This is a genomic window from Brachybacterium sp. JB7 (assembly GCF_003335205.1).
Taxonomy (GTDB): domain Bacteria; phylum Actinomycetota; class Actinomycetes; order Actinomycetales; family Dermabacteraceae; genus Brachybacterium; species Brachybacterium alimentarium.
Genome location: NZ_QPGN01000001.1, coordinates 252,862 through 275,955, shown reverse-complemented (window position 1 = coordinate 275,955; position 23,094 = coordinate 252,862). Strand labels below are relative to the sequence as shown.

General features: G+C 70.3%; 16 protein-coding genes and 1 pseudogene. 11 read left to right on the top strand and 6 right to left on the bottom strand.

What is annotated here, in order from left to right:
- The first annotated feature begins 237 nt into the window (after positions 1-237).
- Entirely contained in the window at positions 238-801 is a 564-nt protein-coding gene (locus tag CIK81_RS01220) for a hypothetical protein (protein WP_114355289.1), read from the top strand.
- A gap of 30 nt (positions 802-831) precedes the next feature.
- Here CIK81_RS01220 and CIK81_RS01215 read toward each other — a convergent pair whose 3' ends face one another.
- Both CIK81_RS01215 and CIK81_RS01210 read right to left on the bottom strand, forming a co-directional pair.
- Complete coding sequence (locus tag CIK81_RS01215; RefSeq protein ID WP_114355324.1) at positions 832-2,574, bottom strand: bifunctional 3'-5' exonuclease/DNA polymerase; 1,743 nt, start codon at positions 2,572-2,574, stop codon at positions 832-834.
- Complete coding sequence (locus CIK81_RS01210) at positions 2,571-3,260, bottom strand: MBL fold metallo-hydrolase (RefSeq protein WP_096163175.1); 690 nt, start codon at positions 3,258-3,260, stop codon at positions 2,571-2,573. The genes CIK81_RS01215 and CIK81_RS01210 overlap by 4 nt, the downstream gene beginning before the upstream one ends.
- A 72-nt stretch (positions 3,261-3,332) precedes the next feature.
- Between CIK81_RS01210 and uvrA the strand changes: the two genes are divergently transcribed.
- The 9 genes and pseudogenes from uvrA to secG all read left to right on the top strand — a co-directional run bounded on the left by uvrA (position 3,333) and on the right by secG (position 14,922).
- The gene (uvrA, locus tag CIK81_RS01205; protein ID WP_096163174.1) at positions 3,333-6,200 is read left to right on the top strand and encodes an excinuclease ABC subunit UvrA; all 2,868 of its coding nucleotides are present in this window, start codon (positions 3,333-3,335) and stop codon (positions 6,198-6,200) included.
- A gap of 12 nt (positions 6,201-6,212) precedes the next feature.
- Positions 6,213-8,153, top strand: a complete 1,941-nt coding sequence (gene uvrC / locus CIK81_RS01200; RefSeq protein ID WP_114307232.1) for an excinuclease ABC subunit UvrC — start codon at positions 6,213-6,215, stop codon at positions 8,151-8,153.
- A gap of 80 nt (positions 8,154-8,233) precedes the next feature.
- On the top strand, positions 8,234-9,130 hold the full coding sequence (gene rapZ, locus CIK81_RS01195) for an RNase adapter RapZ (protein ID WP_096163172.1): 897 nt from the start codon (positions 8,234-8,236) through the stop codon (positions 9,128-9,130).
- On the top strand, positions 9,127-10,266 hold the full coding sequence (gene yvcK, locus CIK81_RS01190) for a gluconeogenesis factor YvcK family protein (protein ID WP_096163171.1): 1,140 nt from the start codon (positions 9,127-9,129) through the stop codon (positions 10,264-10,266). The genes rapZ and yvcK overlap by 4 nt, the downstream gene beginning before the upstream one ends.
- A pseudogene (gene whiA / locus CIK81_RS01185) lies at positions 10,250-11,249 on the top strand (DNA-binding protein WhiA). Before yvcK ends, whiA begins: the two are co-directional and overlap by 17 nt.
- 136 nt (positions 11,250-11,385) lie before the next feature.
- Positions 11,386-12,390: a type I glyceraldehyde-3-phosphate dehydrogenase gene (gene gap / locus CIK81_RS01180; protein ID WP_096163169.1), complete on the top strand. Its 1,005-nt coding sequence runs from the start codon at positions 11,386-11,388 to the stop codon at positions 12,388-12,390.
- 158 nt (positions 12,391-12,548) lie between these two features.
- Positions 12,549-13,751 carry a phosphoglycerate kinase gene (gene pgk / locus CIK81_RS01175; RefSeq protein ID WP_114355288.1) on the top strand — a complete coding sequence of 401 codons (1,203 nt, stop codon included), beginning with the start codon at positions 12,549-12,551 and terminating at the stop codon, positions 13,749-13,751.
- Positions 13,748-14,521: a triose-phosphate isomerase gene (tpiA, locus tag CIK81_RS01170; protein WP_096163167.1), complete on the top strand. Its 774-nt coding sequence runs from the start codon at positions 13,748-13,750 to the stop codon at positions 14,519-14,521. The genes pgk and tpiA overlap by 4 nt, the downstream gene beginning before the upstream one ends.
- 158 nt (positions 14,522-14,679) lie before the next feature.
- Positions 14,680-14,922: a preprotein translocase subunit SecG gene (gene secG, locus CIK81_RS01165; protein WP_096196604.1), complete on the top strand. Its 243-nt coding sequence runs from the start codon at positions 14,680-14,682 to the stop codon at positions 14,920-14,922.
- A 163-nt stretch (positions 14,923-15,085) separates the two neighbouring features.
- Here secG and pgl read toward each other — a convergent pair whose 3' ends face one another.
- From pgl to tkt, 4 genes are all read right to left on the bottom strand, one after another.
- A complete protein-coding gene (pgl, locus tag CIK81_RS01160) occupies positions 15,086-16,801 on the bottom strand; it encodes a 6-phosphogluconolactonase (RefSeq protein ID WP_096196574.1) in 1,716 nt (571 codons plus the stop codon).
- Complete coding sequence (gene zwf / locus CIK81_RS01155) at positions 16,798-18,360, bottom strand: glucose-6-phosphate dehydrogenase (RefSeq protein ID WP_176485483.1); 1,563 nt, start codon at positions 18,358-18,360, stop codon at positions 16,798-16,800. The genes pgl and zwf overlap by 4 nt, the downstream gene beginning before the upstream one ends.
- A gap of 71 nt (positions 18,361-18,431) precedes the next feature.
- On the bottom strand, positions 18,432-19,544 hold the full coding sequence (gene tal, locus CIK81_RS01150) for a transaldolase (RefSeq protein WP_096163164.1): 1,113 nt from the start codon (positions 19,542-19,544) through the stop codon (positions 18,432-18,434).
- A 158-nt stretch (positions 19,545-19,702) separates the two neighbouring features.
- Entirely contained in the window at positions 19,703-21,799 is a 2,097-nt protein-coding gene (gene tkt, locus CIK81_RS01145) for a transketolase (protein WP_114311145.1), read from the bottom strand.
- 335 nt (positions 21,800-22,134) lie between these two features.
- Here tkt and CIK81_RS01140 point away from each other — a divergent pair, with 335 nt between their 5' ends.
- A complete protein-coding gene (locus CIK81_RS01140) occupies positions 22,135-23,088 on the top strand; it encodes a heme o synthase (RefSeq protein ID WP_158541870.1) in 954 nt (317 codons plus the stop codon).
- Positions 23,089-23,094: the final 6 nt, after the last annotated feature.

The following is a 23,094-nucleotide window of genomic DNA, read 5'->3' as shown; positions in this document are numbered from 1 at the left end:
GCACCGTCCTCAGCGTGCGGAGGCCGGCGCACGCCTGCGGCCGGGTGATCCCGGCATAGCGCGCACCGTGCGGGCCCCCTGCGGCGCCGCCCGCTGCGTGCCCTGCGAGCGTCGCAGGAGATCCAGCCGTTCGTCGGGGCCGAAGGCCGGCCCCTGTTCGGTACCGTCGAGACCCGAATCGATGGCCGTGCCCCCAGGCTGCGGCCCACGCCACCGACCACCAGGAGCGATCCACCGATGCCTGCAGCACGACGCCCGACGATCCTTGCCCACGTCGTGGGAGGCGCAGCTGCGGCGGCGCTCGGAAGCATCCCGCTCCATCGGCTGCCGCGGCCGGTGCAGGTCTGCTACGTCGCGGTCCCCGCAGCCCTGGCAGGGCTCGTCGTCTATGTCGGCCAAGGTCCCGGAGGCGGCGGGGAGCCCGTCGCCCCGGAGACGAGCGAGCCGGCGGACTCCGGACCCGAGGAACCCTCTGCGCGGCGTGCGGCGGAGCCCGGAGCCGCCGAGGGTGCCGCTCCCGTGGTGGACGAGGCCGGTGAGGCCCTCCTCGAGCCGGGAGGACCCGCCTCCGAGCGCTTCCGCATCGGCCTCGCCCTCGGGCTCGGAGGCCTCACCGCGGCAGCGGGCGCTGCCGGGATCTGGGTGGATCGCCGGGTGGAGGGAGCTCTGCGGTCCCGGGGCGTCCCCGTGCCGCGACTGGTCATGGGCGCGGCGACGGGTCTCGTCAGTGTCGGGCTGGCCGCGCTGGATCAGGACGAGGCCGGCGAGATCGAGACGGGGCGGAGCCGAGCCGGCGGCTGAGAAGACCCCGTGCCAGGGACGAGCCCGCGCCTATGACGCCGGGGAGCGCTCGGTGATCGTGAGGTCCAGTGGGAAGTCGACCGGACTGCCGGGGAACAGCAGCCGTCCCGCAGCGTCGGCCGTCGCACGGATGGCCTCGGCGGCGGCCTCGGCCTGATCAGCCGGCGCATGCACGATCACCTCGTCGTGGAGGAAGAACGCGAGGTGCGCACGGCGCGCGAACACGGGGCCCGAGGCGGGTGCCGCGGCCTCGGGGGCCACCGGTTCGAAGCGCCCCAGCGCGAGTCTCAGCGCCGCGAGCCAGGACAGCGCCCATTCCGCAGCCGTGCCCTGGACGACGAAGTTGCGGGTGAAGCGGCCACGATCGCGCGCGGAGCGTCGCGCCCGCTCCTGCTCGCCGGAGGACGCTTCGGGGCGGTACGCACTGGTCTGGGCCTGCGTCCAGGCCGCCTCGGGAGCGGGGGAGGAGCGACCCAGCCAGGTCGAGACCGTCCCTCCGCGCTCACCGGTGGCGGCGGCGCCGTCCACCAGGGCCATGGCGTCGGGGAAGGTCCTCCGCAGCCGCGGGACCACCCGGCCGCTGTCCCCGGTGGTGCCGCCGTACAGCGCGCCCAGCACGCCCACCTTGGCCTCCTGGCGGGAGGCGACGATCCCGGCGTCGACGATCCCCGAATAGAGGTCCTTCCCGGCGCCGGCGGTCGCCATCGCGGTGTCGGCGGACATCGCGGCGAGCACCCGTGGTTCGAGCTGGGCGACGTCCGCGCTCACCAGGCGCCAGCCCTCGTCGGCCCGGAGCGCCGGTCGCAGCTGCCGGGGGATCTGCAGCGCGCCGCCACCGCTGCTGGCCCAGCGCCCGGTGACGACGCCGCCGGGCACGTACACGGGTCGGTAGCGACCCTCGTGCACCCACTCGTCCAGCCATGCCCAGCCGTTCGCGGCGAGCAGGCGGGACTGCTTCTTGTAGCGCAGCAGCGGCTCGATCGCCGGGTGGTCGTAGCGCGTCAGCTCCCATTTCGAGGTGGACTCCACATCGATCTCGGCGCGGTGCAGGGCGCGCAGGAGCCGCGGCGGGGAGTCCAGGCTCAGCTGAGGATCGCCCAGGGCCTCCCGCACCTGGGCGGCGGATTCCACCATCCGCGCCGGCGGATGCCCGGGGGAGGGCCGGGGCCCGAGGGACTCGGCGAGGATCCGGTCGTGCTCGGCGACGTCCCAGGGGATCCCGGCGGCGTGCAGCTCGGCCGCGATCAGGCTCCCGGCGGACTCCGCGGCGACCAGCAGCCGCAGGCGCGAGGGATCCGTGGCGCCGTCGATCGCGGCGCGCTGACGGGCGAACTCCGTGAGCGCTTCCTCGATGCCGTGGGGGACACCGCCGGGACGAGCCGAGGAGGCGTCCAGCTCGAAGAGGGTCTCCCCGGCGCTGCGGTCCTCGAGCTGCAGTTCGATGGGCGCATCCCAGTCCACGGCCTCGCGGAGCGCCCGGGCCTCACGGACCATCTCGGAATGACGCAGGATCACGTGGATCAGGCGCAGGTCATGACCGCGGGAGACCGTCACCCCGGCGTCGAGGAGACGGGCGTACCAGGTCGGGGTGTCGCTCCAGACCCAGCGCGGGGAGACCGCGGACTCCCGGCGCGCCACCTCGTCGGCCAGCTGCTCCGGTTCGACCTCGACCTCGCGGAGCCGTGCACCCAGCGCATCGAGCTCGACGAGCGCGCAGCGCCCGCCCGTGCCTCGGCCGACGACGCACCAGGCGGGCCTCTCGTCGGAGGTCACCAGCCCCGCTCTCGCCACTGGGCGAGCGAGGGCCGCTCCGCACCCAGCGTGGTGTCGTCCCCGTGGCCCGGATACACCCAGGTCGAATCCGGCAGCACGTCGAACAGCCGCTGCTCGACGTCGTCCATCAGCTGCGCGAAGCGCTGCGGATCCTCGTTCGTGTTCCCCACCCCTCCGGGGAACAGCGAATCCCCGGTGAAGAGGTGGCTGGAGCGCTCGCCGTCGTCGTCCGAGCCCTCCCACAGCACGGCGATCGAGCCGGGGGTGTGGCCGCGCAGCGCGATGATCTGCACCGACTGCTCCCCGAACCGCAGCTCGTCGCCGTGGGAGAGCGGCAGGTCGATCTTCGCGGCGATCTCCTTCGCGTCCTCCGCTCCGGCCGCCGTGCGGGCACCGGTGGCAGCGGCCATCTCCTCGAGCGCGCCGATGTGGTCGTGGTGGCTATGGGTGGTGACGATGAGGTCGAGCCAGTCGTGCTCGGCGCCCTCGGCGAGCAGCCGCCGCAGCCGGTCCGGCTCCGCGGCGGCGTCGATCAGCAGCTGGGCCCCGCTCGACCGACAGGTCAGCAGGTAGGCGTTGTTGTCCATCGGCCCGACGGAGGTCTTGCGGATCTGCAGCCCGCCGATCGAGCGCACGGCGCTCTCACCATGGGGTTCGACATGTCCGGTGTAGGCGTTCTCAGTCATGCCCCCAGTATGTCGCCTACGTCTCCGACGAACAGAGGTTCGAATGTCGTGTCCCGCTCGTAGGATGGTCCGGTGACTGATTCTCTCGTCGTCCGCGGTGCGCGCGAGCACAACCTCAAGAACATCGACATCGACATCCCCCGGAACCGCCTGGTGGTCTTCTCCGGGCTGTCCGGTTCCGGCAAGAGCTCGTTGGCCTTCGACACGATCTTCGCCGAGGGCCAGCGTCGCTATGTCGAATCGCTCTCGGCCTACGCCCGGCAGTTCCTGGGCCAGATGGACAAGCCGTCCGTCGATCTCATCGAGGGACTCTCCCCGGCCGTGTCGATCGACCAGAAGTCGACCAACCGCAACCCGCGCTCGACGGTCGGCACGATCACGGAGATCTACGACTACCTGCGTCTGCTGTTCTCGCGCACCGGCGTGCAGCACTGCCCGATCTGCGGCGAGCCGGTCAGCTCCTCCTCGGCCGAGCAGATCGTGGACACGCTGATCGAGCAGCACGAGGGCACCCGCTTCCAGCTGCTCGCGCCCGTGGTGCAGGGACGCAAGGGCGAGCATGCCGATCTGCTGTCCTCGCTGCGCTCCCAGGGCTATGCGCGCGCCCGGATCGACGGGACGACACGCCGCCTGGACGAGGAGATCTCCCTCGACAAGAAGTTCAAGCACACGATCGAGGTCGTGGTGGACCGCCTCGCCGCCAAGCCCGACGCGCGACGGCGACTGACCGACTCCGTCGAGACCGCACTGCGACTCTCCGAGGGCCTGGTGCTGGTGGACTACGTCGACGTCGACGAGGACTCCGAGGAGCGCACGCGCCGCTTCTCCGAGAAGCGCGCCTGCCCCAACGACCATCCGCTGGCGATCGACGACATCGAGCCGCGCACCTTCTCCTTCAACGCCCCCTACGGTGCGTGCCCCGAGTGCACCGGCATCGGCATGCGTCTCGAGGTCGACCCGGAGCTGGTGATCCCCGACGAGGACCTCAGCCTCGCCGAGGGCGCCATCGCCCCCTGGACGATGGGTTCCACCGACCGACATGTCGAGGTCATGTCCGCGCTCGCCGAGGAGCTCACCTTCTCGATGGACGTCCCATGGAGGGCGCTGCCCGAGCGCGCCCGCGATGCGCTGCTGCACGGCAAGGACCACAAGGTCCACGTGAAGTACCGCAACCGCTTCGGCCGGGAGCGCACGTACTCCACGGGCTTCGAGGGCGTGATGCACTTCCTCGAGCGCCGCCACTCCGACACCGAGTCGGACTGGGCCAAGGAGCGCTACGAGCAGTTCATGCGCGAGGTGCCCTGCCCCGCTTGCCGGGGCGCCCGGCTGCGCCCCGAGGTGCTCGCCGTGACGGTCGGCGGCCGTTCGATCTCCGAGGTCACGGAGATGTCGATCCGCGACGCGCTCACCTTCCACGAGGAGCTCGAGCTCGGCGTGCGCGAAGCCGCGATCGCCGACGAGGTGCTGCGGGAGATCCGGTCCCGGCTCGGCTTCCTGCTCGACGTGGGCCTGGACTACCTGAACCTCGCTCGCGCCGCCGGCACCCTCTCGGGCGGCGAGGCGCAGCGCATCCGCCTGGCCACGCAGATCGGCTCCGGCCTGGTGGGCGTGCTGTATGTGCTCGACGAACCCTCGATCGGGCTGCACCAGCGTGACAACGCCCGCCTCATCGGCACGCTCGAACGGCTGCGCGACCTCGGCAACACCCTGATCGTGGTCGAGCACGACGAGGACACTCTCAACTCCGCCGACTGGGTGGTGGACATCGGTCCGCTGGCGGGCGAGCACGGCGGGAAGGTCGTCCACTCCGGCAGCGTCGAGGAGCTCAAGAAGAACGCCGACAGCCTCACCGGGCGCTACCTCTCCGGCGACCTCGCGATCCCGCTCCCGACGGCCCGGCGCCCGGTGGACCATGACCGCATGATCAAGGTCGTCTCGCCGCGCGCGAACAACCTCCAGGGCCAGGACGCCAGCTTCCCGCTCGGCGTGCTCACCGCGGTGACCGGTGTCTCCGGATCGGGGAAGTCGTCCCTGGTCAACGACATCCTCTATGCGGTCCTCGCCAAGGAGCTCAATCGGGCCCGCATCGTGCCGGGACGGCACAAGCGCGTCAGCGGCCTCGAGCACCTCGACAAGGTCGTGCACGTCGACCAGTCGCCCATCGGCCGCACTCCGCGGTCCAACCCCGCCACCTACACCGGCGTGTGGGACCGGGTGCGCACCCTGTTCGCGCAGACCACTGAGGCGAAGGTGCGCGGCTACACCGCCGGGCGCTTCTCCTTCAACGTCAAGGGCGGCCGCTGCGAGGCCTGCTCCGGCGACGGCACGCTGAAGATCGAGATGAACTTCCTGCCCGACGTCTACGTCCAATGCGAGGTCTGCAAGGGTCAGCGGTACAACCGCGAGACCCTCGAGGTGACCTTCAAGGACAAGAACGTCGCCGAGGTGCTGAACCTGTCGATCACCGAGGCGCTCGACTTCTTCGACGCGGTCCCGGCGATCCGTCGGCAGATGCAGACCCTGGTGGACGTGGGCCTGGGCTACGTGAAGCTCGGCCAGTCCGCCACCACGCTCTCCGGCGGCGAGGCCCAGCGCGTCAAGCTCTCCTCCGAGCTGCACAAGCGCTCCAACGGTCGCACGATCTACGTGCTCGACGAACCCACCACGGGCCTACACTTCGAGGACGTCCGCAAGCTGCTCGAGGTGCTCGGCGGGCTCGTCGACAAGGGCAACACCGTGATCGTCATCGAGCACAACCTCGACGTCATCAAGACGGCCGACCACGTCATCGACCTCGGCCCCGAGGGCGGCGCCGGCGGCGGCCGCATCGTCGCCACCGGCACCCCCGAGGACGTCGCGACGGTGAAGGGCTCCTACACCGGGCAGTTCCTCGCCCCGATGCTCGGCAGCGGACGAGCAGGCCGCGCCGAGCGGGCATGAGACCGTACCGCCATGGCTGATCCGTCCACCTACCGCCCCGCCACCGGCTCGATCCCCACCCGTCCGGGCGTGTACCGGTTCCGTGACGAGCACGGTCGCGTCATCTACGTCGGCAAGGCGAAGAACCTCAGGCAGCGCCTGTCGAACTACTTCCAGGACCTCGCCGTCCTGCACGAGCGCACGCGGCGCATGGTGACCACGGCTGCGAGCGTGGAGTGGACGGTGGTGGGCACCGAGGTCGAGGCCCTGACGCTGGAGTACACTTGGATCAAGGAGTTCGACCCGCGGTTCAACGTGAAGTTCCGCGACGACAAGTCGTACCCGTATCTCGTCCTCACAATGGGGGAGAAGGTGCCGCGGGTGCAGATCACCCGTCGGCCGCGCACCAAGTCCGATCGCGTCTTCGGGCCCTATCCGCAGGTGGGCGCGATCCGGGAGACGCTCGACCTGATGCTGCGGGTGTTCCCCGTGCGCTCGTGCAGCGCAGGCGTCTACCGCCGCGCCGAGCGCTCGGGCCGGCCCTGCCTGCTCGGATTCATCGGCAAGTGCGCCGCCCCCTGCGTGGGCGACATCTCCGAGGCCGAGCATCGCCGGCTCGCGGAGCAGTTCGCGGATTTCATGGCCGGGAACACCGCGACCTACACCCGCCGCATCGAGAAGGAGATGCGCGAGGCCGCCGCGGCGATGGACTACGAGCGCGCCGCCGGACTGCGCGATGACCTCCAGGCCCTGACCACGGTGATGGAGAAGAACTCCGTGGTGCTCTCCGACGCCACCGACGCGGATCTCGTGGGCTTCGCCCAGGACGAGCTCGAGGCCTCCGTGCAGGTCTTCCACGTGCGCGGCGGCCGGATCCGCGGGCAGCGCGGCTGGACCGCCGAGATCCTCGACACCTCGACGGCTGCGGACCTCATCGAACGGGCGCTGACCACGCTGTACACCGAGGGCGCCGCCCCCAAGGAGGTGCTGGTCCCGGTGCTGCCCACGCACCGCGATCAGGTGCTCGAGCTCATCGGCCGTCCCGTGGACCTGCGGATCCCGCAGCGCGGTGAGAAGAAGGACCTGCTGGCCACGGTCACCGAGAATGCGCTCGAGGCGCTGCGCCTGCACCGGCTCAAGCGCACCGGCGACATCACCGCGCGCACCAAGGCGCTCGAGGATCTCGGGGAGGCGCTCGAGCTCGCCGAGCCGCCGCTGCGCATCGAATGCTTCGACATCTCCCATTCCCACGGGACCAACGTGGTGGGCTCGCAGGTCGTGTTCGAGGACGGGCTGCCGAAGAAGAGCGAGTACCGGCGCTACTCGGTCACCGGCGACGCGGCCCGTGACGACACCGCCTCGATGTACGACGTCATCACCCGCCGTCTGAAGCACCACCTGGATCCGCCGGAGAAGACCGAGGAGGAATCGCGCCGCTTCGCGTACCCGCCGTCGCTGATCCTCGTCGACGGCGGCGCCCCTCAGGTGGCCGCCGCCCAGCGGGCCTTCGACGAGCTCGGGATCACCGACATCGCCCTGGCCGGGATCGCCAAACGCCTCGAGGAGATCTGGGTGCCGGGGGACGAGTACCCCGTGATCCTGCCGCGCACCAGCGAGGCGCTCTTCCTCGTGCAGCGCCTGCGCGACGAGGCGCACCGCTTCGCGATCACCTACCACCGCTCCAAGCGCGGCCGGGCGATGCAGGCCAGCGCCCTGGACGGCATCCCCGGGCTCGGGCCCGCCCGACGCCGCTCCCTCCTGGATCGCTTCGTGACCGTCTCCGCGATCCGCAGCGCCTCCGAGGAGGAGCTCCAGCAGGTCGACGGGATCGGCCCCGCGTTGGCCGCGCAGATCCTGGCCGCGCTACGATCCGAGGAAGCCCCGGAGACGGACGCCGCGTCCGCGTCCGCCACGGACGACGACTCGCTCGGCGTCACGGTGGACATGGCCACCGGCGAGATCCTCGACACCTGACAGCCGTCAGTCGGCCGCCGTCAGCGGAGTGCTTCGCACCCGACGTCCCCGACATCCGCCGTTCTTGGAAGGAGCGATCCGTGCACGACGAGTCCTCGAGGGTGCCCGATTCCGATACGACAGGTGACATCGTCATCATCACCGGCCTCGCAGGAGCTGGCCGTGAGACCGCGGCCCATGCCCTCGAGGACATGGGCTGGTACGTCGTCTACAACATCGCGCCCCAGCTCATCACCACCCTGTACGACCTGCAGGCATCGGCGGAGGGCCGTCAGAACCGCTTCGCCGTGGTGGTCGACCCGCGCTCCGGCCCGTTCTTCTCCGAGCTCTCCGACGTGGTCGCCCAGCTGCGCCGCGCCGACCTCCGCCTGCGACTGCTGTTCCTCACGGCGGACGAGGCGACCCTCGTGCGCCGCTTCGACTCCGTGCGCCGTCCCCACCCGCTGCAGGGGGAGGAGGGAGTGCTCGAGGGGATTCGCCGCGAACGCGAGATGCTCGCGCCGTACCGCCGCATGGCGGATCTCGTCATCGACACCGCTCCGCTGAACGTCCACCAGCTGACGATGAAGATGCGCTCCACCTTCGGGACCAGCCTGGAGCAGCAGCTCACCGTCACGATGCTGTCCTTCGGCTTCAAGTACGGCATCCCGCTGGAGGCCGATCACGTCAGCGACGTGCGCTTCATCCCGAACCCGTACTGGATCCCCGAGCTGAGGGACAAGCGCGGGCTGGACCCGGAGGTCGCCGACCACGTGCTCGGCGATGCCAACGCCACCGAGTTCGTCGAGAAGTACCTCGAGATGATCACCCCCGTGCTGCGCGGCTACACCGCCGAGAACAAGCACTTCACGACTCTCGCGATCGGTTGCACCGGCGGCAAGCACCGCTCCGTCGCCATCTCGGAGAAGATCGGTGAGGAGCTGCGACGGGCCGGGCACGCCGTCCGCATCCGCCACCGGGATCTGGGGCGGGAATGAACAGCATCGCGCCCCGCGCGGGGGGTCATCGGATACGCGGCGCGGACCGCTCGGGCAACGCCCGGCGCGGTCGACGCGGCGACCCGCAGAGGCCCCTCCGGGTGGTCGCGCTCGGAGGCGGCCACGGCCTCGCGGCGAACCTGCGTGCGCTGCGCCTGCTGGCGGACGACATCACCGCCGTGGTCACCGTCGCCGACAACGGCGGCTCCTCCGGCCGGATCCGCACCGAGATGCCGGTCCTGCCGCCGGGCGACCTGCGCATGGCGCTGGCAGCGCTGTGCGAGGACTCCGACTGGGGCACGATCTGGGAGGACGTGATCCAGCACCGCTTCGAGACCGACGGCGAGCTGGGCGGGCACGCCCTGGGCAACCTGCTGATCGTCTCCCTGTGGCAGATCCTCGACGACCCCATCGAGGGCCTCGACCAGATGGCCGAGCTGCTCGGCGCCCGCGGACGCGTGCTGCCGATGGCCCTGGACCCGCTGGACATCGAGGCGGACGTGCGCGGGGCCGACGGGGAGCTGCGCCTGGTCAGCGGCCAATGGCAGGTCGCCACTGCCGAAGGACGGGTCGAGCAGGTGCGCCTGGTCCCCCCGCGGCCGCGGGTCCCCGAGGACGTCCTGGAGGCGATCGCCCGGGCCGACTGGATCTTCGTGGGCCCCGGGTCCTGGTACACCTCCGTGCTGCCGCATCTGATGATCCCCGAGATCGCCGAGGCGATCCGCACCAGCCCCGCCCGGCGCTGCATCACCACGAACCTCTCGGTGGGTGCGCAGGAGGCGGAGGGGATGACCAGCCTGGACATGCTCGACGTGCTGCTCGAGCATGCGGATGGGTGTCGCTTCGACGCCCTGGTCGCCGACCCGACCACGCTGGACGACGCCCTGGAGCTCGCCCAGACGGCGAAGGCGCGGGGCATCCGCGCCCTGCTGCGCCAGGTGAGCGTCGGCGATGGCAGGCCGCACCACGATCCGGTGCGACTGGCCGCCGCGTACCGGGATCTCTTCGACGACGCCTATGGCGACGTCGAACCGGAACAGGACGGATGGGGAAGCCCGGCGCCCCCGCTGACGGACCGCGCGTCGATCGCCGACGCCGCATCGAACGAGGAGGACCTGCATGGCACTGACGGGTGATGCCAAGGAGGAGCTGAGCCACCTCGAGGTGACCCGGCCCTCGGCACGCAAGGCGGAGGCGGCAGCCATGCTGCGCTTCGCCGGGGGGCTGCATCTGGTCGCCGGGCGCGTCGTGGTGGAGGCGGAGCTGGATTCCGCCGCCGTCGCCCGACGGCTGCACGCGATCATCGGCGACATGTACGGCCACCGCGCCGATCTCGCGGTGCTCGCCCCCTCGGGGATCCGGCGCACCACCCGGTACATCGTGCGCGTGGACCGCGAGGGCGGGATGCTCGCGCGCCAGACCGGGCTGCTCGATGCCCGCGGTCGTCCCGTGCGCGGCATGCCGCCGTTCGTCGTGGGCGGCGCGACGGTGACGCCGAGGCCGCGTGGCGCGGGCGCGTTCCTGGCGCGCGGCTCGCTCACCGAACCGGCGCCGCTCTCGGCCCTCGAGCTCTCGTGCCCCGGCCCGGAGGTGGCGCTGGCGATGGTCGCGCGCCGCACGCCGCCTCGGCGTGGCCTCGAAGGCCCGGGAGGCGCGCGGCGCGGACCGCGTGGTGCTCCGCGACGGTGACGCGATCTCCGCGCTGCTGGCCCGCATGGGAGCTCAGCAGACGGTGAGGACCTGGGAGGAGCGCCGCACCAAGCGCGAGGTCAAGGCGACCGCGCACCGTCTGGCGAACTTCGACGACGCCAACCTGCGCCGCTCCGCGCGGGCAGCGGTCGCGGCCGGGCAGCGGGTGCAGCGAGCCCTCGAGATCCTCGGCGACGAGGTGCCCGAGCATCTGCAGGCCGCCGGGCAGCTGCGCCTCGAGCACCGCCAGGCGAGCCTCGAGGAGCTGGGCCGTCTCGCCGATCCTCAGCTCACGAAGGATGCCGTCGCCGGGCGGATCCGCAGACTGCTCGCGATGGCTGATAAACGTGCGGAGGACCTGGGACTTCCGGGCACCGAGCACGGCGTCGACGACGGGCAGCTCCCGCCGTCTCCCGATCCCGTGGGATGAACGTCCTGCGGAAGCACTCTGTGACATTGATAGGATCTACTTCGGTCGTCGGTCACAGCCGGCGCCGTCCGAGCGTACGAGGGCGTGCGCGCCACTGTCCATATTTCGCAGATCCCCTGTGAATCTAGGAGGAACCGTGACCATTAAGGTCGGAATCAACGGATTCGGTCGTATCGGGCGCAACTACCTGCGCGCGGCGCTCGAGCAGAAGGCTGACATCCAGATCGTCGGGGTCAACGACCTCACGGATAACGCGACGCTCGCGAATCTCATCAAGTACGACTCCATCGGCGGTGTGCTGCCCTACGAGGTCACCCACGACGAGGACTCCATCACCGTCGGCGACCTCACCTTCAAGGCGTACGCCGAGCGCGACCCGAAGAACATCCCGTGGGGCGAGATCGGCGCGGACGTCGTCATCGAGTCCACCGGCATCTTCACCGACGCCGAGAAGGCCAAGGCCCACCTCGAGGCCGGCGCCAAGAAGGTCATCATCTCCGCTCCGGCGAAGAACGAGGACGCGACCTTCGTCATCGGCGTGAACGAGGGCGACTACGACCCCTCGTCGCACCACATCGTCTCGAACGCCTCGTGCACCACCAACAGCCTCGCACCCGTGGCCAAGGTGCTGAACGACGAGTTCGGGATCGTCAAGGGCCTCATGACGACCATCCACGCCTACACCTCCGACCAGGTGCTGCAGGATGGCCCGCACAAGGACCCGCGCCGTGCACGCGCCGCCGCCCTGAACATCATCCCGACCACCACCGGTGCGGCCAAGGCCGTGGCGCTGGTGCTCCCTGAGCTCAAGGGCAAGCTCGACGGCTACTCGCTGCGCGTGCCGGTCCCCACCGGCTCGATCACCGACCTGACCTTCGAGGCGAGCCGCGAGGTCACCGCCGACGAGGTCAACGCCGCGGTGAAGAAGGCCGCAGAGGGCCCGCTCAAGGGCGTCCTGCGCTACACCGAGGATCCGATCGTCTCCAAGGACATCGAGGGCGACCCGCACTCCGCGATCTTCGACGCGCAGCTGACCAAGGTCATCGGCAACCAGGTGAAGATCTTCTCCTGGTACGACAACGAGTGGGGCTTCTCCAACCGCCTCGTCGAGCTCTCGCAGCTCGTCGGCAAGTCCCTCTGATCTCCCTCTGATTCCCGAGCTGTCGCCCTGACGGCCAGGACATCCCCGGAGCCCGCCGGTCGCCACCCCGAGGGGTCGGCCTCCGGCGGGCTCCGCTCGTCCCACGGTCCCCGCGCGCATCCCATGCGTCGGGACCACGAAACGAAGGAACCATCATCGTGCTGAAGACCATCGATTCGCTCGGGGAGCTGCGCGGCAAGCGCGTGCTCGTCCGGGCCGATCTCAACGTGCCGCTGGACGGCACCACGATCACCGACGACGGCCGCATCCGCGCCGCTCTGCCCACTCTGACCCGTCTCGTCGAGGCCGGCGCCCGGGTCGTGGTCATCTCCCATCTCGGCCGTCCGCAGGGCGCTCCGGAGGACAAGTACTCCCTCAAGCCCGTCGTGGGTCGCCTCGGCGAGCTGCTGGGCCAGGACGTCGCCTTCGCGACCGACACCATCGGGGATTCCGCGCGCGAGACCGTCTCCGGTCTCCAGGACGGCGAGGTCGCCGTGCTCGAGAACCTCCGCTTCAACCCCGGGGAGACCGCGAAGCAGGATGGCGAGCGGCATGTGTTCGCCCAGGCCCTCGCCTTGCTCGGCGACGCCTTCGTCTCCGACGGCTTCGGGGTCGTGCACCGCAAGCAGGCCTCCGTCTACGAGCTCGCCTCCCTGCTGCCCTCGGCGGCCGGAGAGCTGGTGCTCGGTGAGGTCGAGGCCCTGCGCAAGGTCACCGAGGAGCCCGAGCGCCCCTTCGTCGTGGTCTTGGGCGGTGCGAAGATCGCCGACAAGCTCGGCGTCATCGACGCGCTCCTGGGCAAGGCCGACCGCATCCTCATCGGCGGCGGCATGGCCTACACCTTCCAGAAGGCCAAGGGCTTCGAGGTCGGCAAGTCGCTGCTGGACGAGAGCAAGATCGACGTGGTGCGCGAGTACATGCAGCGCGCCGAGGCCAACGGCGTCGAGCTCGTGCTGCCGGTCGACACGATCGTCGCGCCGGAGTTCTCGGCCGACGCTCCCACGACCGTGGTCAAGGCCGGCGACATCCCGGCCGATCAGGAGGGCATGGACATCGGCCCGGAGACCGCGAAGCTGTTCGGCGAGAAGATCGCCGATGCGGCCACCGTGTTCTGGAACGGCCCCATGGGCGTCTTCGAGTTCGAGAGCTTCGCCGGTGGCACCAAGGCCGTCGCGCAGGTCCTCTCGGAGGCCGACGCCTACACCGTGGTCGGCGGTGGCGACTCCGCCGCTGCGGTCCGCATCCTCGGATTCGACGAATCCGGATACTCGCACATCTCCACCGGCGGCGGAGCGAGCCTCGAACTCATCGAGGGCAAGGACCTGCCGGGCATCTCGATCCTCGAGGAGGGCACCAAGTGAGCACCCGTACCCCGCTGATGGCGGGCAACTGGAAGATGAACCTCGACTGGAAGCAGGGCCTGGCCCTGGTCGAGGAACTGGGCGACCAGCTCAAGACCGTGAACACGGACGCCGTCGAGGTGGCCGTGCTGCCCCCCTTCGTCGACCTGCGCACCGTCCAGGTGGCCGTCGAGGCCGGCAAGCTCCCGATCTCCTACGGCGCGCAGGACATCTCCGCGCACGAGTCCGGTGCGTACACCGGTGAGGTCTCCGGCCCGATGCTGGCCGCGCTCGGCGCCACCTACGCGACCGTGGGCCACTCCGAGCGTCGCCAGCTCCACGGGGAGGATGAGCAGGTCACGAATGCCAAGGTGAAGGCAGCCTTCGCCGCGGGCCTGACCCCGATCCTGTGCGTCGGCGAGCCGCTCGAGGAGCGACAGGCCGGCAAGCACGTCGAGTACACCCTCGCGCAGCTCGAGGGCGGCATCGAGGGCGTCAGCGCCGAGCAGGCTGCGAAGATCGTCATCGCGTACGAGCCCGTTTGGGCGATCGGCACCGGCGAGGTCGCCAGCGCCGACGATGCGCAGGAGGTCTGCCGCGCGATCCGTGAGGCGCTGCGTGCGCTCCACGGCGACGTCGTCGCCGATGCCGTGCGCGTGCTGTACGGCGGCAGCGTGAAGTCCTCCAACGTGGTCGAGCTGATGGGCAAGGAGGACGTCGACGGTGCGCTCGTCGGCGGTGCCTCGCTCAAGGCCGAGGAGTTCGCCAAGATCGCGGGCTACCAGGGCTGATCGCGTCGGATCCGGCCCTGTGGGCCGGATCGACGACCGGGCGCGGGCCTCGCTGAGCGAGAGCCGTGCCACGCGGGCCGGGTCCCTCCGGGGCCCGGCCCGTGGCGTATGCTTGATCGGTCCGCTCGTCTCCGTGGAAGGTGTCTCCCCTCGTGGATCTGCCCCTCCTGAAGCTCATCCTTCAGATCTCGCTGGCCGTGTTCAGCCTGCTGACCATCATGCTCGTGCTCCTGCACAAGGGGCGCGGCGGTGGCCTCTCCGACATGTTCGGCGGCGGTGTCTCCTCCTCGGCCAGCGCCTCCGGTGTCGCCGAGCGCAACCTGAACCGACTGACCGTCACGGTCGCGGTGCTGTGGGGCGTGAGCTGCGCGGGTCTCGCGATGCTCGAGCGTTTCCTCTGAGTCCTCGCCTCTGATTCGTCACGCAGCGGGCCGGTCACCATGAGGGTGACCGGCCCGCTGTGCTGTGCAGGGCGGGTACGGCGCTGCGGCACGGCACGGCCGGGCCCTGCGGAGGATCCTCCGCGGGGCCCGGCCGTTCGTGGCGGATCCGGTGCTGCTGCTCTCAGCCCTTCAGGCGGGACGCCGCAGCGGTGTCCAGGAACCAGGTGGTCGTCTCCAGCCCGCGCACTGCGGAGGCGGGCACCGGCCACGGATCGATCTCCCCGTGCCCGTCGGCCACCGCGTCGGCCTTCTCGCCACCTGCGACCAGCAGGGCCACGTGGCGGGAGGAGTTGAGCACGGGCCAGGTCAGGGAGACCCGCTCCGACGGCGGCTTCGGGGACCCCTTGACCGCGATCGCGCTCGCACCGACCTGACGCTGATCCGGATGCTCCGGGAACAGCGAGGCGACGTGGCCGTCCGGGCCGACGCCGAGCATGAGCACGTCGAAGAAGGCGCCACCGCGGGTGCGGAACGGCTCATCGCCGCCCAGCAGATCCAGCTGCTGCCCGTACCAGGCGGCCGCGTCCTCGAGGGACATGCCGTCGGCGGGGGAGGGCATGACGTGGATGTTGCGGCTCGGCAGCCCGGCCTCCTGCAGAGGCTCGAGCAGACCGGCGCGCACGGCGACCTCGTTGCGGTCGGCGGATTCCGGATCCACGAACCGCTCGTCGCCCCACCAGATGTGCAGGTGGGTGAGGTCGGCCCCCGTGGACCGGAGTGCCGCCGGGAGGGCCCCGGCGGTCTTCGTGCCGACGGTGCCGCCGGTGACCACGAGATGCGCGACCGAGCGCTCCTTCAGGGCCGTGGCGAGCTGGGAGGCGGCGGATTCGGCCGCAGCGACCGCCACCGCGTCCGCGTCCGCGACCACCGTGTCGGTGGGGGCGGGCTTGCCGGTCGCGAAGGTGCCGGAGTCGACGATGTCGCTGAAGGTGCTGGCGAGGACCTCGCCGTAGACCTCATCGGGATCGAGTCGCCGCAGCTCCTCGGCGAGCAGCTCGTTGAGCGTGCGTCGGGGCATCGTCACATGCTGGCCGGAGTCGTCCGTGGGGAGGGTCAGCACGATCGCTTCGTCGCTCACGCGGGTGAGGTCGATGGTGCCGTCGGCCCGGAGGAGCCGCACCCCGTGCACGCCCGCGTAGTCGGGTGCGTCGTCGGAGGGATCCACGATCTTCGCGTCGACGCCCAGGGTGTGGGAGAGCCAGGCCGCCATGAGCACCACGGAGGGGTTCTCGGCGGAGCCGGCGACCTGGACCTGCTTCGGCACGGAGACCGGCGGCACCTCGTAGGCGCTCGCGACCAGCCCGCGCCAGCGCGTCAGCCGGGCCCAGGCGAGGTCGGAGTCGCCGTGGGAGTAGCCGCGGCGCAGACGCTTCAGCGTGGCGATCGGCGCCGGGCAGGCCGCGGAGTCCGTGATCCGGCGCTGCGACATCGAGCCCAGCACGTCGTGCACGGGGGCCGAGGGAGCGCCCTCGGGCCACCAGGTCACGATCGGGGCGTCGGGCAGCAGGAGCGCCATGACGAGCGTGTCCAGTGAGGACATGATGTCCCCCCGGGCCCGGAGGATGACGATCTCGCCGGCGCCGGCATCGCGGCCCACACGGATCTCGGCGTCCAGCCCGGAGACCTCGGCCTCGGGATCCGCGTCGACCACGAGCACCCGGGCCGGGTGCTCGTGGCTCGCGCTGATGGCGGCCTCGAGGGGCTCCTCGATGTCGCCGGTGGCGATGATGATGAGCGTGAGGACCCGGCCGATGGTGTTGGCGCCGAAGGTCTCCCGCATCTCGATCATCTTCTTGTCGATGGCCGATGCGGTGGTGTCGGTCAGGGTGGTGATCACGGTCGCCTCCAGGTACGTCCGTCACGGGCGAGCATCTCGTGCGCGGTGTCGGGGCCCCAGCTGCCGGGGCGGTACGGAGCCGGGTCCATCTGCTCGGCCCAGTAGTCGGTGATGGGGTCGAGGATCTTCCAGGAGAGCTCGACCTCCTTCTGGCGGGGGAACAGCGGCGGGTCCCCCAGGAGCATGTCCAGGATCAGACGCTCGTAGGCCTCGGGGGACTCCTCGGTGAAGTTCATGCCGTAGGCGAAGTCCATGGTCACGTCCCTCACCTCCATCTGGGTCCCGGGCACCTTGGAGCCGAACCGGATGGTCACGCCCTCGTCCGGCTGGACACGGATGACGATCGCGTTCTGGCCGAGGTCCGCGGTGTCCGTGGAGCGGAACGGCAGGAACGGCGCCCGCTTGAAGACCAGGGCGATCTCGGTGACGCGGCGCCCCAGGCGCTTGCCGGCACGGAGGTAGAACGGCACGCCCGCCCAGCGACGGGTGGCGATGTCCAGCCGCATGGCGGCGAAGGTCTCCGTGGTCGAGTCGGCGGGGATCCCGTCCTCCTCGAGATAGGGACGTACTTCCTCGCCGCCCTGCCAGCCGCCGACGTACTGACCGCGCGCGGTGTGCTCACCGAGATCCTCGGGCAGCTCGATGGCGGAGAGCACCTTCTCCTTCTCCGCGCGCAGGTCCGAGGCGCGGAAGGAGACGGGCTCCTCCATCGCGGTCAGGGCGAGCAGCTGGAGGAGGTGGTTCTGGATGACGTCACGCGCGGTGCCGATGCCGTCGTAGTAGCCGGCACGCGAGCCGATGCCGATGTCCTCGGCCATCGTGATCTGCACGTGGTCCACGTATCCCGCGTTCCACACCGGCTCGTAGAGCTGGTTGGCGAAGCGCAGCGCGAGGATGTTCTGCACCGTCTCCTTGCCCAGGTAGTGGTCGATGCGGAAGACGTCCTCGGGCCGGAAGACCTTTTCGACGACAGCGTTGAGCTCGCGAGCGGACTCCAGGTCGTGGCCGAAGGGCTTCTCGATGACCACCCGGCGCCAGGAGCCGTCGCGCGGGGTGTTCAGTCCCGACTCGGCGAGCTGGCCGCACACCTTGGGGAAGGCGTCCGGGGGGATCGAGAGGTAGAAGGCGTGATTGCCACCGGTGCCACGGGTGCGGTCGAGCTCACCGACCACCTCGGTCAGCCGCTCGAAGGCGGCGGAGTCGTCGAACGTGCCGGTGACGAAGCGCAGGCCGCCCCGGAGCTGCTCGAAGACGCTCTCGGAGAAACCGGTGCGGGAATGCTCGGAGACGCTCTTGCGCACGTACTCGGCGAAGTCGTCGTCGGACCATTCACGACGGCCGAAGCCGACCAGTCCGAAGCTGGGCGGCAGCAGGCCACGATGGGTGAGGTCATAGATCGCCGGCAGCAGCTTCTTGCGGGCGAGGTCGCCGGTGACGCCGAACATCACCATGGAGCTGGGCCCGGCGATCAGGGGGAGGCGACGGTCGCGGGGGTCGCGCAGGGGATTGAGCAGATCCTCGGCGTCTGCCCCGACCGGGGGAGTGTTGGTATCGGTCACGATGGTCCTTTCTCGGACACACACGGCGCGAGCACGGCCCGCCGATGGCGGGACCGTGCTCGGCAGTCGGCTCAGGCGCGGGCGTCGTCGATCGAGGCCGACACGGTCTCGAGCAGCTCGTTCCAGGCCTTCTCGAACTTCTCGACGCCCTCGCGCTCCAGGAGTGCGAAGACGTCGTCCAGGTCGACTCCGGCCTGGGCGACGCGCTGCAGGACCGTCTCGGCCGAGGCGGCCTTCTCAGCGGTCAGCGGCGCGGCCGGCTCGGAGTGATCGGCGGTGGCCTCGAGGGTCTTCTCCGGCATGGTGTTCACGCTCGGATCGGCGACCAGGTTGTCCACGTAGAGGGTGTCCGCGTAGTCGGGGTTCTTCACCCCGGTGGAGGCCCACAGCGGACGCTGCACGTGCGCGCCCTGGGAGCTCAGCGCGGTGAAGCGCTCGGAGCCGAAGACCTCGAGGTACTTGCCGAAGGCGACCTGGGCGTTGGCGACGCCGGCGCTGCCGCGCAGCGTCTCCGCCTCTCCGCCGAGGTCGGCCAGGCGCTTGTCGATCTCGGCATCCACGCGGGACACGAAGAAGGAGGCCACGGAGTGGATCGTGGAGAGATCCTTGCCGGCCTGCGCGGCCTGCTCGAGACCGGCGAGGTAGGCGTCCATGACCTCGAGGTAGCGGGTCACCGAGAAGATGAGGGTGACGTTGACGCTGATCCCCTCGGCGATGACGGCCGTGATCGCCGGGATGCCCGCGGCGGTGGCCGGGATCTTGACCATCACGTTCTCGCGGCCGACGACCTCGAACAGGTGCTTGGCCTGCTCGATGGTCTTCTCGGTCTCGTGCGCGAGGCGAGGATCGACCTCGATGCTCACGCGGCCGTCGAAGCCCTTGGTCGCGGCGTGGACGTCGGAGAACAGGTCGGCGGCGCTGCGCACGTCATCGGTGGTGAGCACCTCGACGACGGCGTCGACGTCCTTGCCCTCGCCCGAGAGGCGCGCGATGTCCGCGTCGTACTCCGAGCGGCCGGAGATCGCGGCCTGGAAGATCGAGGGGTTCGTCGTCACGCCGACGACGTTGCGGGTGTCGATGAGCTCCTGCAGGTTCCCGGAGGACATCCGCTGACGCGAGAGGTCGTCGAGCCAGATGGACACACCGGCGTCGGAGAGGTTCTGGGTATTGGAGTTCTGAGTCATGAGCGTTCCTTCCGGGCGCTGGGCGCCCTGTGTCGAACTGCGGTCGTCATGGTCAACGCGGAACGGCCCGTCGGACTTCCCTCCTGTGGCGGACGGAACCCATGGGGCCGGGTCGAGCGACGGCGGGGCGGGGTCCGCGGACCCCGCCCCGCTGCGGATCAGGCGTGTGCTGCGGCGAGGGATTCCTTCGCGGCGGCGACGACGGCCTCGGGCGTGAAGCCGTACTCGCGGAACAGCGTCTTGGCATCGGCCGAGGCACCGTAGTGCTCGAGCGACACGGCGCGACCGTGGGTGCCGAGGAAGCGATGCCACGGCATGGCGATACCGGCCTCGACGGTGACGCGAGCGGCCACCGAGGACGGCAGCACCGACTCCTTGTACTCCTCGTCCTGCTCGTCGAACCACTCGACCGACGGCATCGAGACGAGGCGCGCGGGAACGCCCTCCGCCTCGAGCTGCTTCTGCGCCTCAGCGGCGTACTGCAGCTCGGAGCCGGTGCCGATGAGGATGACCTGCGGCTCCGCCGAGGCCTCCTTCATGACGTACCCGCCCTTGGCGAGGTTCTCGGCGCCGGCGTACTCGGTGCGGTCGAAGGTGGGCATGGCCTGACGGCTCAGGATGAGGCCGACGGGACCGTTGTCCCGCTCGAGCAGGACCTTCCAGGCCTGGCTGGTCTCGTTGGCGTCCGCGGGGCGCACGATCGACAGGTTCGGGATCGCACGGTAGGCGGCCAGGTGCTCGACCGGCTGGTGCGTCGGGCCGTCCTCGCCCAGGCCGACGGAGTCGTGGGTCCACACGTAGGTGGCCGGGGTCTTCATCAGCGAGGCGAGGCGCACGGCGCCGCGCATGTAATCGGCGAACTGGAAGAACGTGCCGCCGTACGGGCGGGTGAGGCCGTGCAGCGAGATGCCCGAGAGGATCGCGCCCATGGCGTGCTCGCGGATGCCGAAGTGGAGCGTGCGGCCGTACTCGTCGCCGGAGAACTCGGAGGAGCCGATCTCGGACGGGAGGAAGGACGGCTCGCCCTTCATCGTGGTGTTGTTCGAGCCGGCGAGGTCGGCGGAGCCGCCCCACAGCTCGGGCATGACCGCGGCGAGCTCGCCGAGGACCTTGCCGGAGGCGGCGCGGGTCGCGATGCCCTTCTCGTCGGCCTCGAAGGCGGGGAAGGCCTCGGCGAAGCCCTCGGGGAGCTCACGGGCGACGAGGCGGTCCAGCAGGGCCGCCTGCTCGGTGTTCGCGGAGCGCCAGGCCTGGTAGCCCTTGTCCCACTCGGCCTTGTCCGCGGCTGCGCGCTCGGCGAGGGAGCGGGTGTGCGCCAGGACGTCCTCGTCGACCTGGAACTGCTGCTCCGGGTCGAAGCCGACGGCCTTCTTCAGTCCGGCGACGCCCTCGGCACCCAGCTTGGCGCCGTGCACGGCGTGGCTGCCGGCGAGCTCCGGGATGGGCCAGCCGATCACGGTGCGCAGACGGATGAAGGTCGGCTTGTCGGTGACCTTCTGCGCCTCGAGGATCTCGGCCTTGAGCGCGGCGACGTCCTCGAGGTACGCGGTGCCGCCCTGGGTCCAGTCCACGGTGCGCACGTCCCAGCCGTACGCCTCGTAGCGCGCCGCGGTGTCCTCGGTGAAGGCGATCGAGGTGTTGCCCTCGATGGAGATCTCGTTGTCGTCCCACAGGACGATGAGGTTGCCGAGCTGCTGGGTGCCGGCGAGCGAGCTCGCCTCGCTGCTGACGCCCTCCTGGAGGTCGCCGTCCGACGCGATCACGTAGGTGAAATGGTCGAACGGGCTGGTGCCGGGGGCCGCATCGGGATCCAGCAGGCCGCGCTCGCGGCGCTGGGCCATCGCGAAGCCGACGGAGGAGGAGATGCCCTGGCCGAGCGGGCCGGTGGTGATCTCCACGCCCTTGGTGTGGAAGTTCTCGGGGTGGCCCGGGGTCTTCGAGCCCCAGGTGCGCAGCTCCTCGATGTCCTTCTTCTCGAGGCCGAAGCCGCCGAGGAAGAGCTGGATGTACTGGGTCAGGCTGGAGTGCCCGGCCGACAGCACGAAGCGGTCGCGGCCCAGCCAGGTGGGATCGGTCGGATCGTGGCGCATCACGTCCTGGTAGAGCAGGTACGCGGCGGGTGCCAGGCTGACGGCGGTGCCGGGGTGGCCGTTGCCGACCTTCTCCACCGCATCGGCAGCGAGGACGCGGACGGTGTCCACCGCGCGCTTGTCGAGCTCGGTCCAGCCCTCGGGGGCCTTGAACGTATCGGTCACGTCGATGAGTTCCTTTCAACGGAGTGCGGCCGCAGCGGCCGCTCGGATCCACAGCTCCGGCACGGGCCCCGACGTGATCGCGTCGACGAGGGGCCCTGCGTGCAGAGCGATGCCCCTACCTTAATGCTGGTGGCGCCCGATCACCTCTTTTGTTCAGCCTGTTGCCCCGCGGACGGGGCGAACCGCCGCCCGGGAGGGCCCCGGAGGTTCCGTAGGTCACCGTCACGGTGCGGGGACTCACCCCGGGAACACTGGGTCCCGGTTCCGTGACGGCCTAGACTGGGGTCGTTCACGCGACGACATCGTCGCGCTCAGAAGGGGAAGGACGGTGGGCGGTGACCGCCACCCAGGGAGCTTCGATCCGGCACGCAGGCCCGGGCGGTGAGCATTCTCCGCAGCGCACTGCGGGGGCCGTGATCCGGGCGTACGTGGCGCTCACCAAGCCGCGCATCATCGAGCTGCTGCTCATCACCACGATCCCGACCATGTTCCTGGCCGCAGGAGGGTTCCCCTCGCTGTGGCTGATCGTGGCCACGGTCGTCGGCGGGTATCTCGCCGCCGGCGGTGCGAACACGCTGAACATGTACCTGGACCGTGACATCGACGCGAAGATGAAGCGGACCAAGAACCGTCCGCTGGTCACCGGTGTGGTGACCCCGCGGGCCGCGCTCATCTTCGGCATCGTCCTGTCGATCTTCTCGAGCGTCTGGCTCGGCGTGCTCGTGAACTGGGCATCCGCTGCCCTCGCGCTCGGCGCGATCCTGCTGTACGTGGTCTTCTACACGATGATCCTGAAGCGCCGCACCAGTCAGAACATCGTCTGGGGAGGCATCGCCGGCTGCATGCCGGTGCTGATCGGCTGGTCGGCGGTGACCGGCACGGTCTCCTGGACCGCCGTGCTGCTCTTCCTCGTCATCTTCTTCTGGACGCCGCCGCACTACTGGCCGCTCGCCGAGAAGTTCTCCAGGGACTACGCCGACGCCGGCGTGCCGATGCTCCCGGTCGTCGCTGCGCGCAGCAATGTCGCCCGGCAGATGATCATGCACACGGTCTTCATGGTCGCGTCCAGCCTCGCGATCATCCCGCTGGGCCACACCGGCTGGGTGTACGGCGTCAGCGCCGTCGCCGTCGGCGCCTGGTTCCTGTTCCTCGTGATCCGGTACGCCGTGCGCGTGCGTCGGGGCCTGACCGGCAAGAAGCTCGGTCCCATGACGGTCTTCCACGGCTCCATCACGTACCTGACGCTGCTGTTCGTCGCCCTCGCGATCGATCCGTTCGTCGTGCTGTGATCTCGA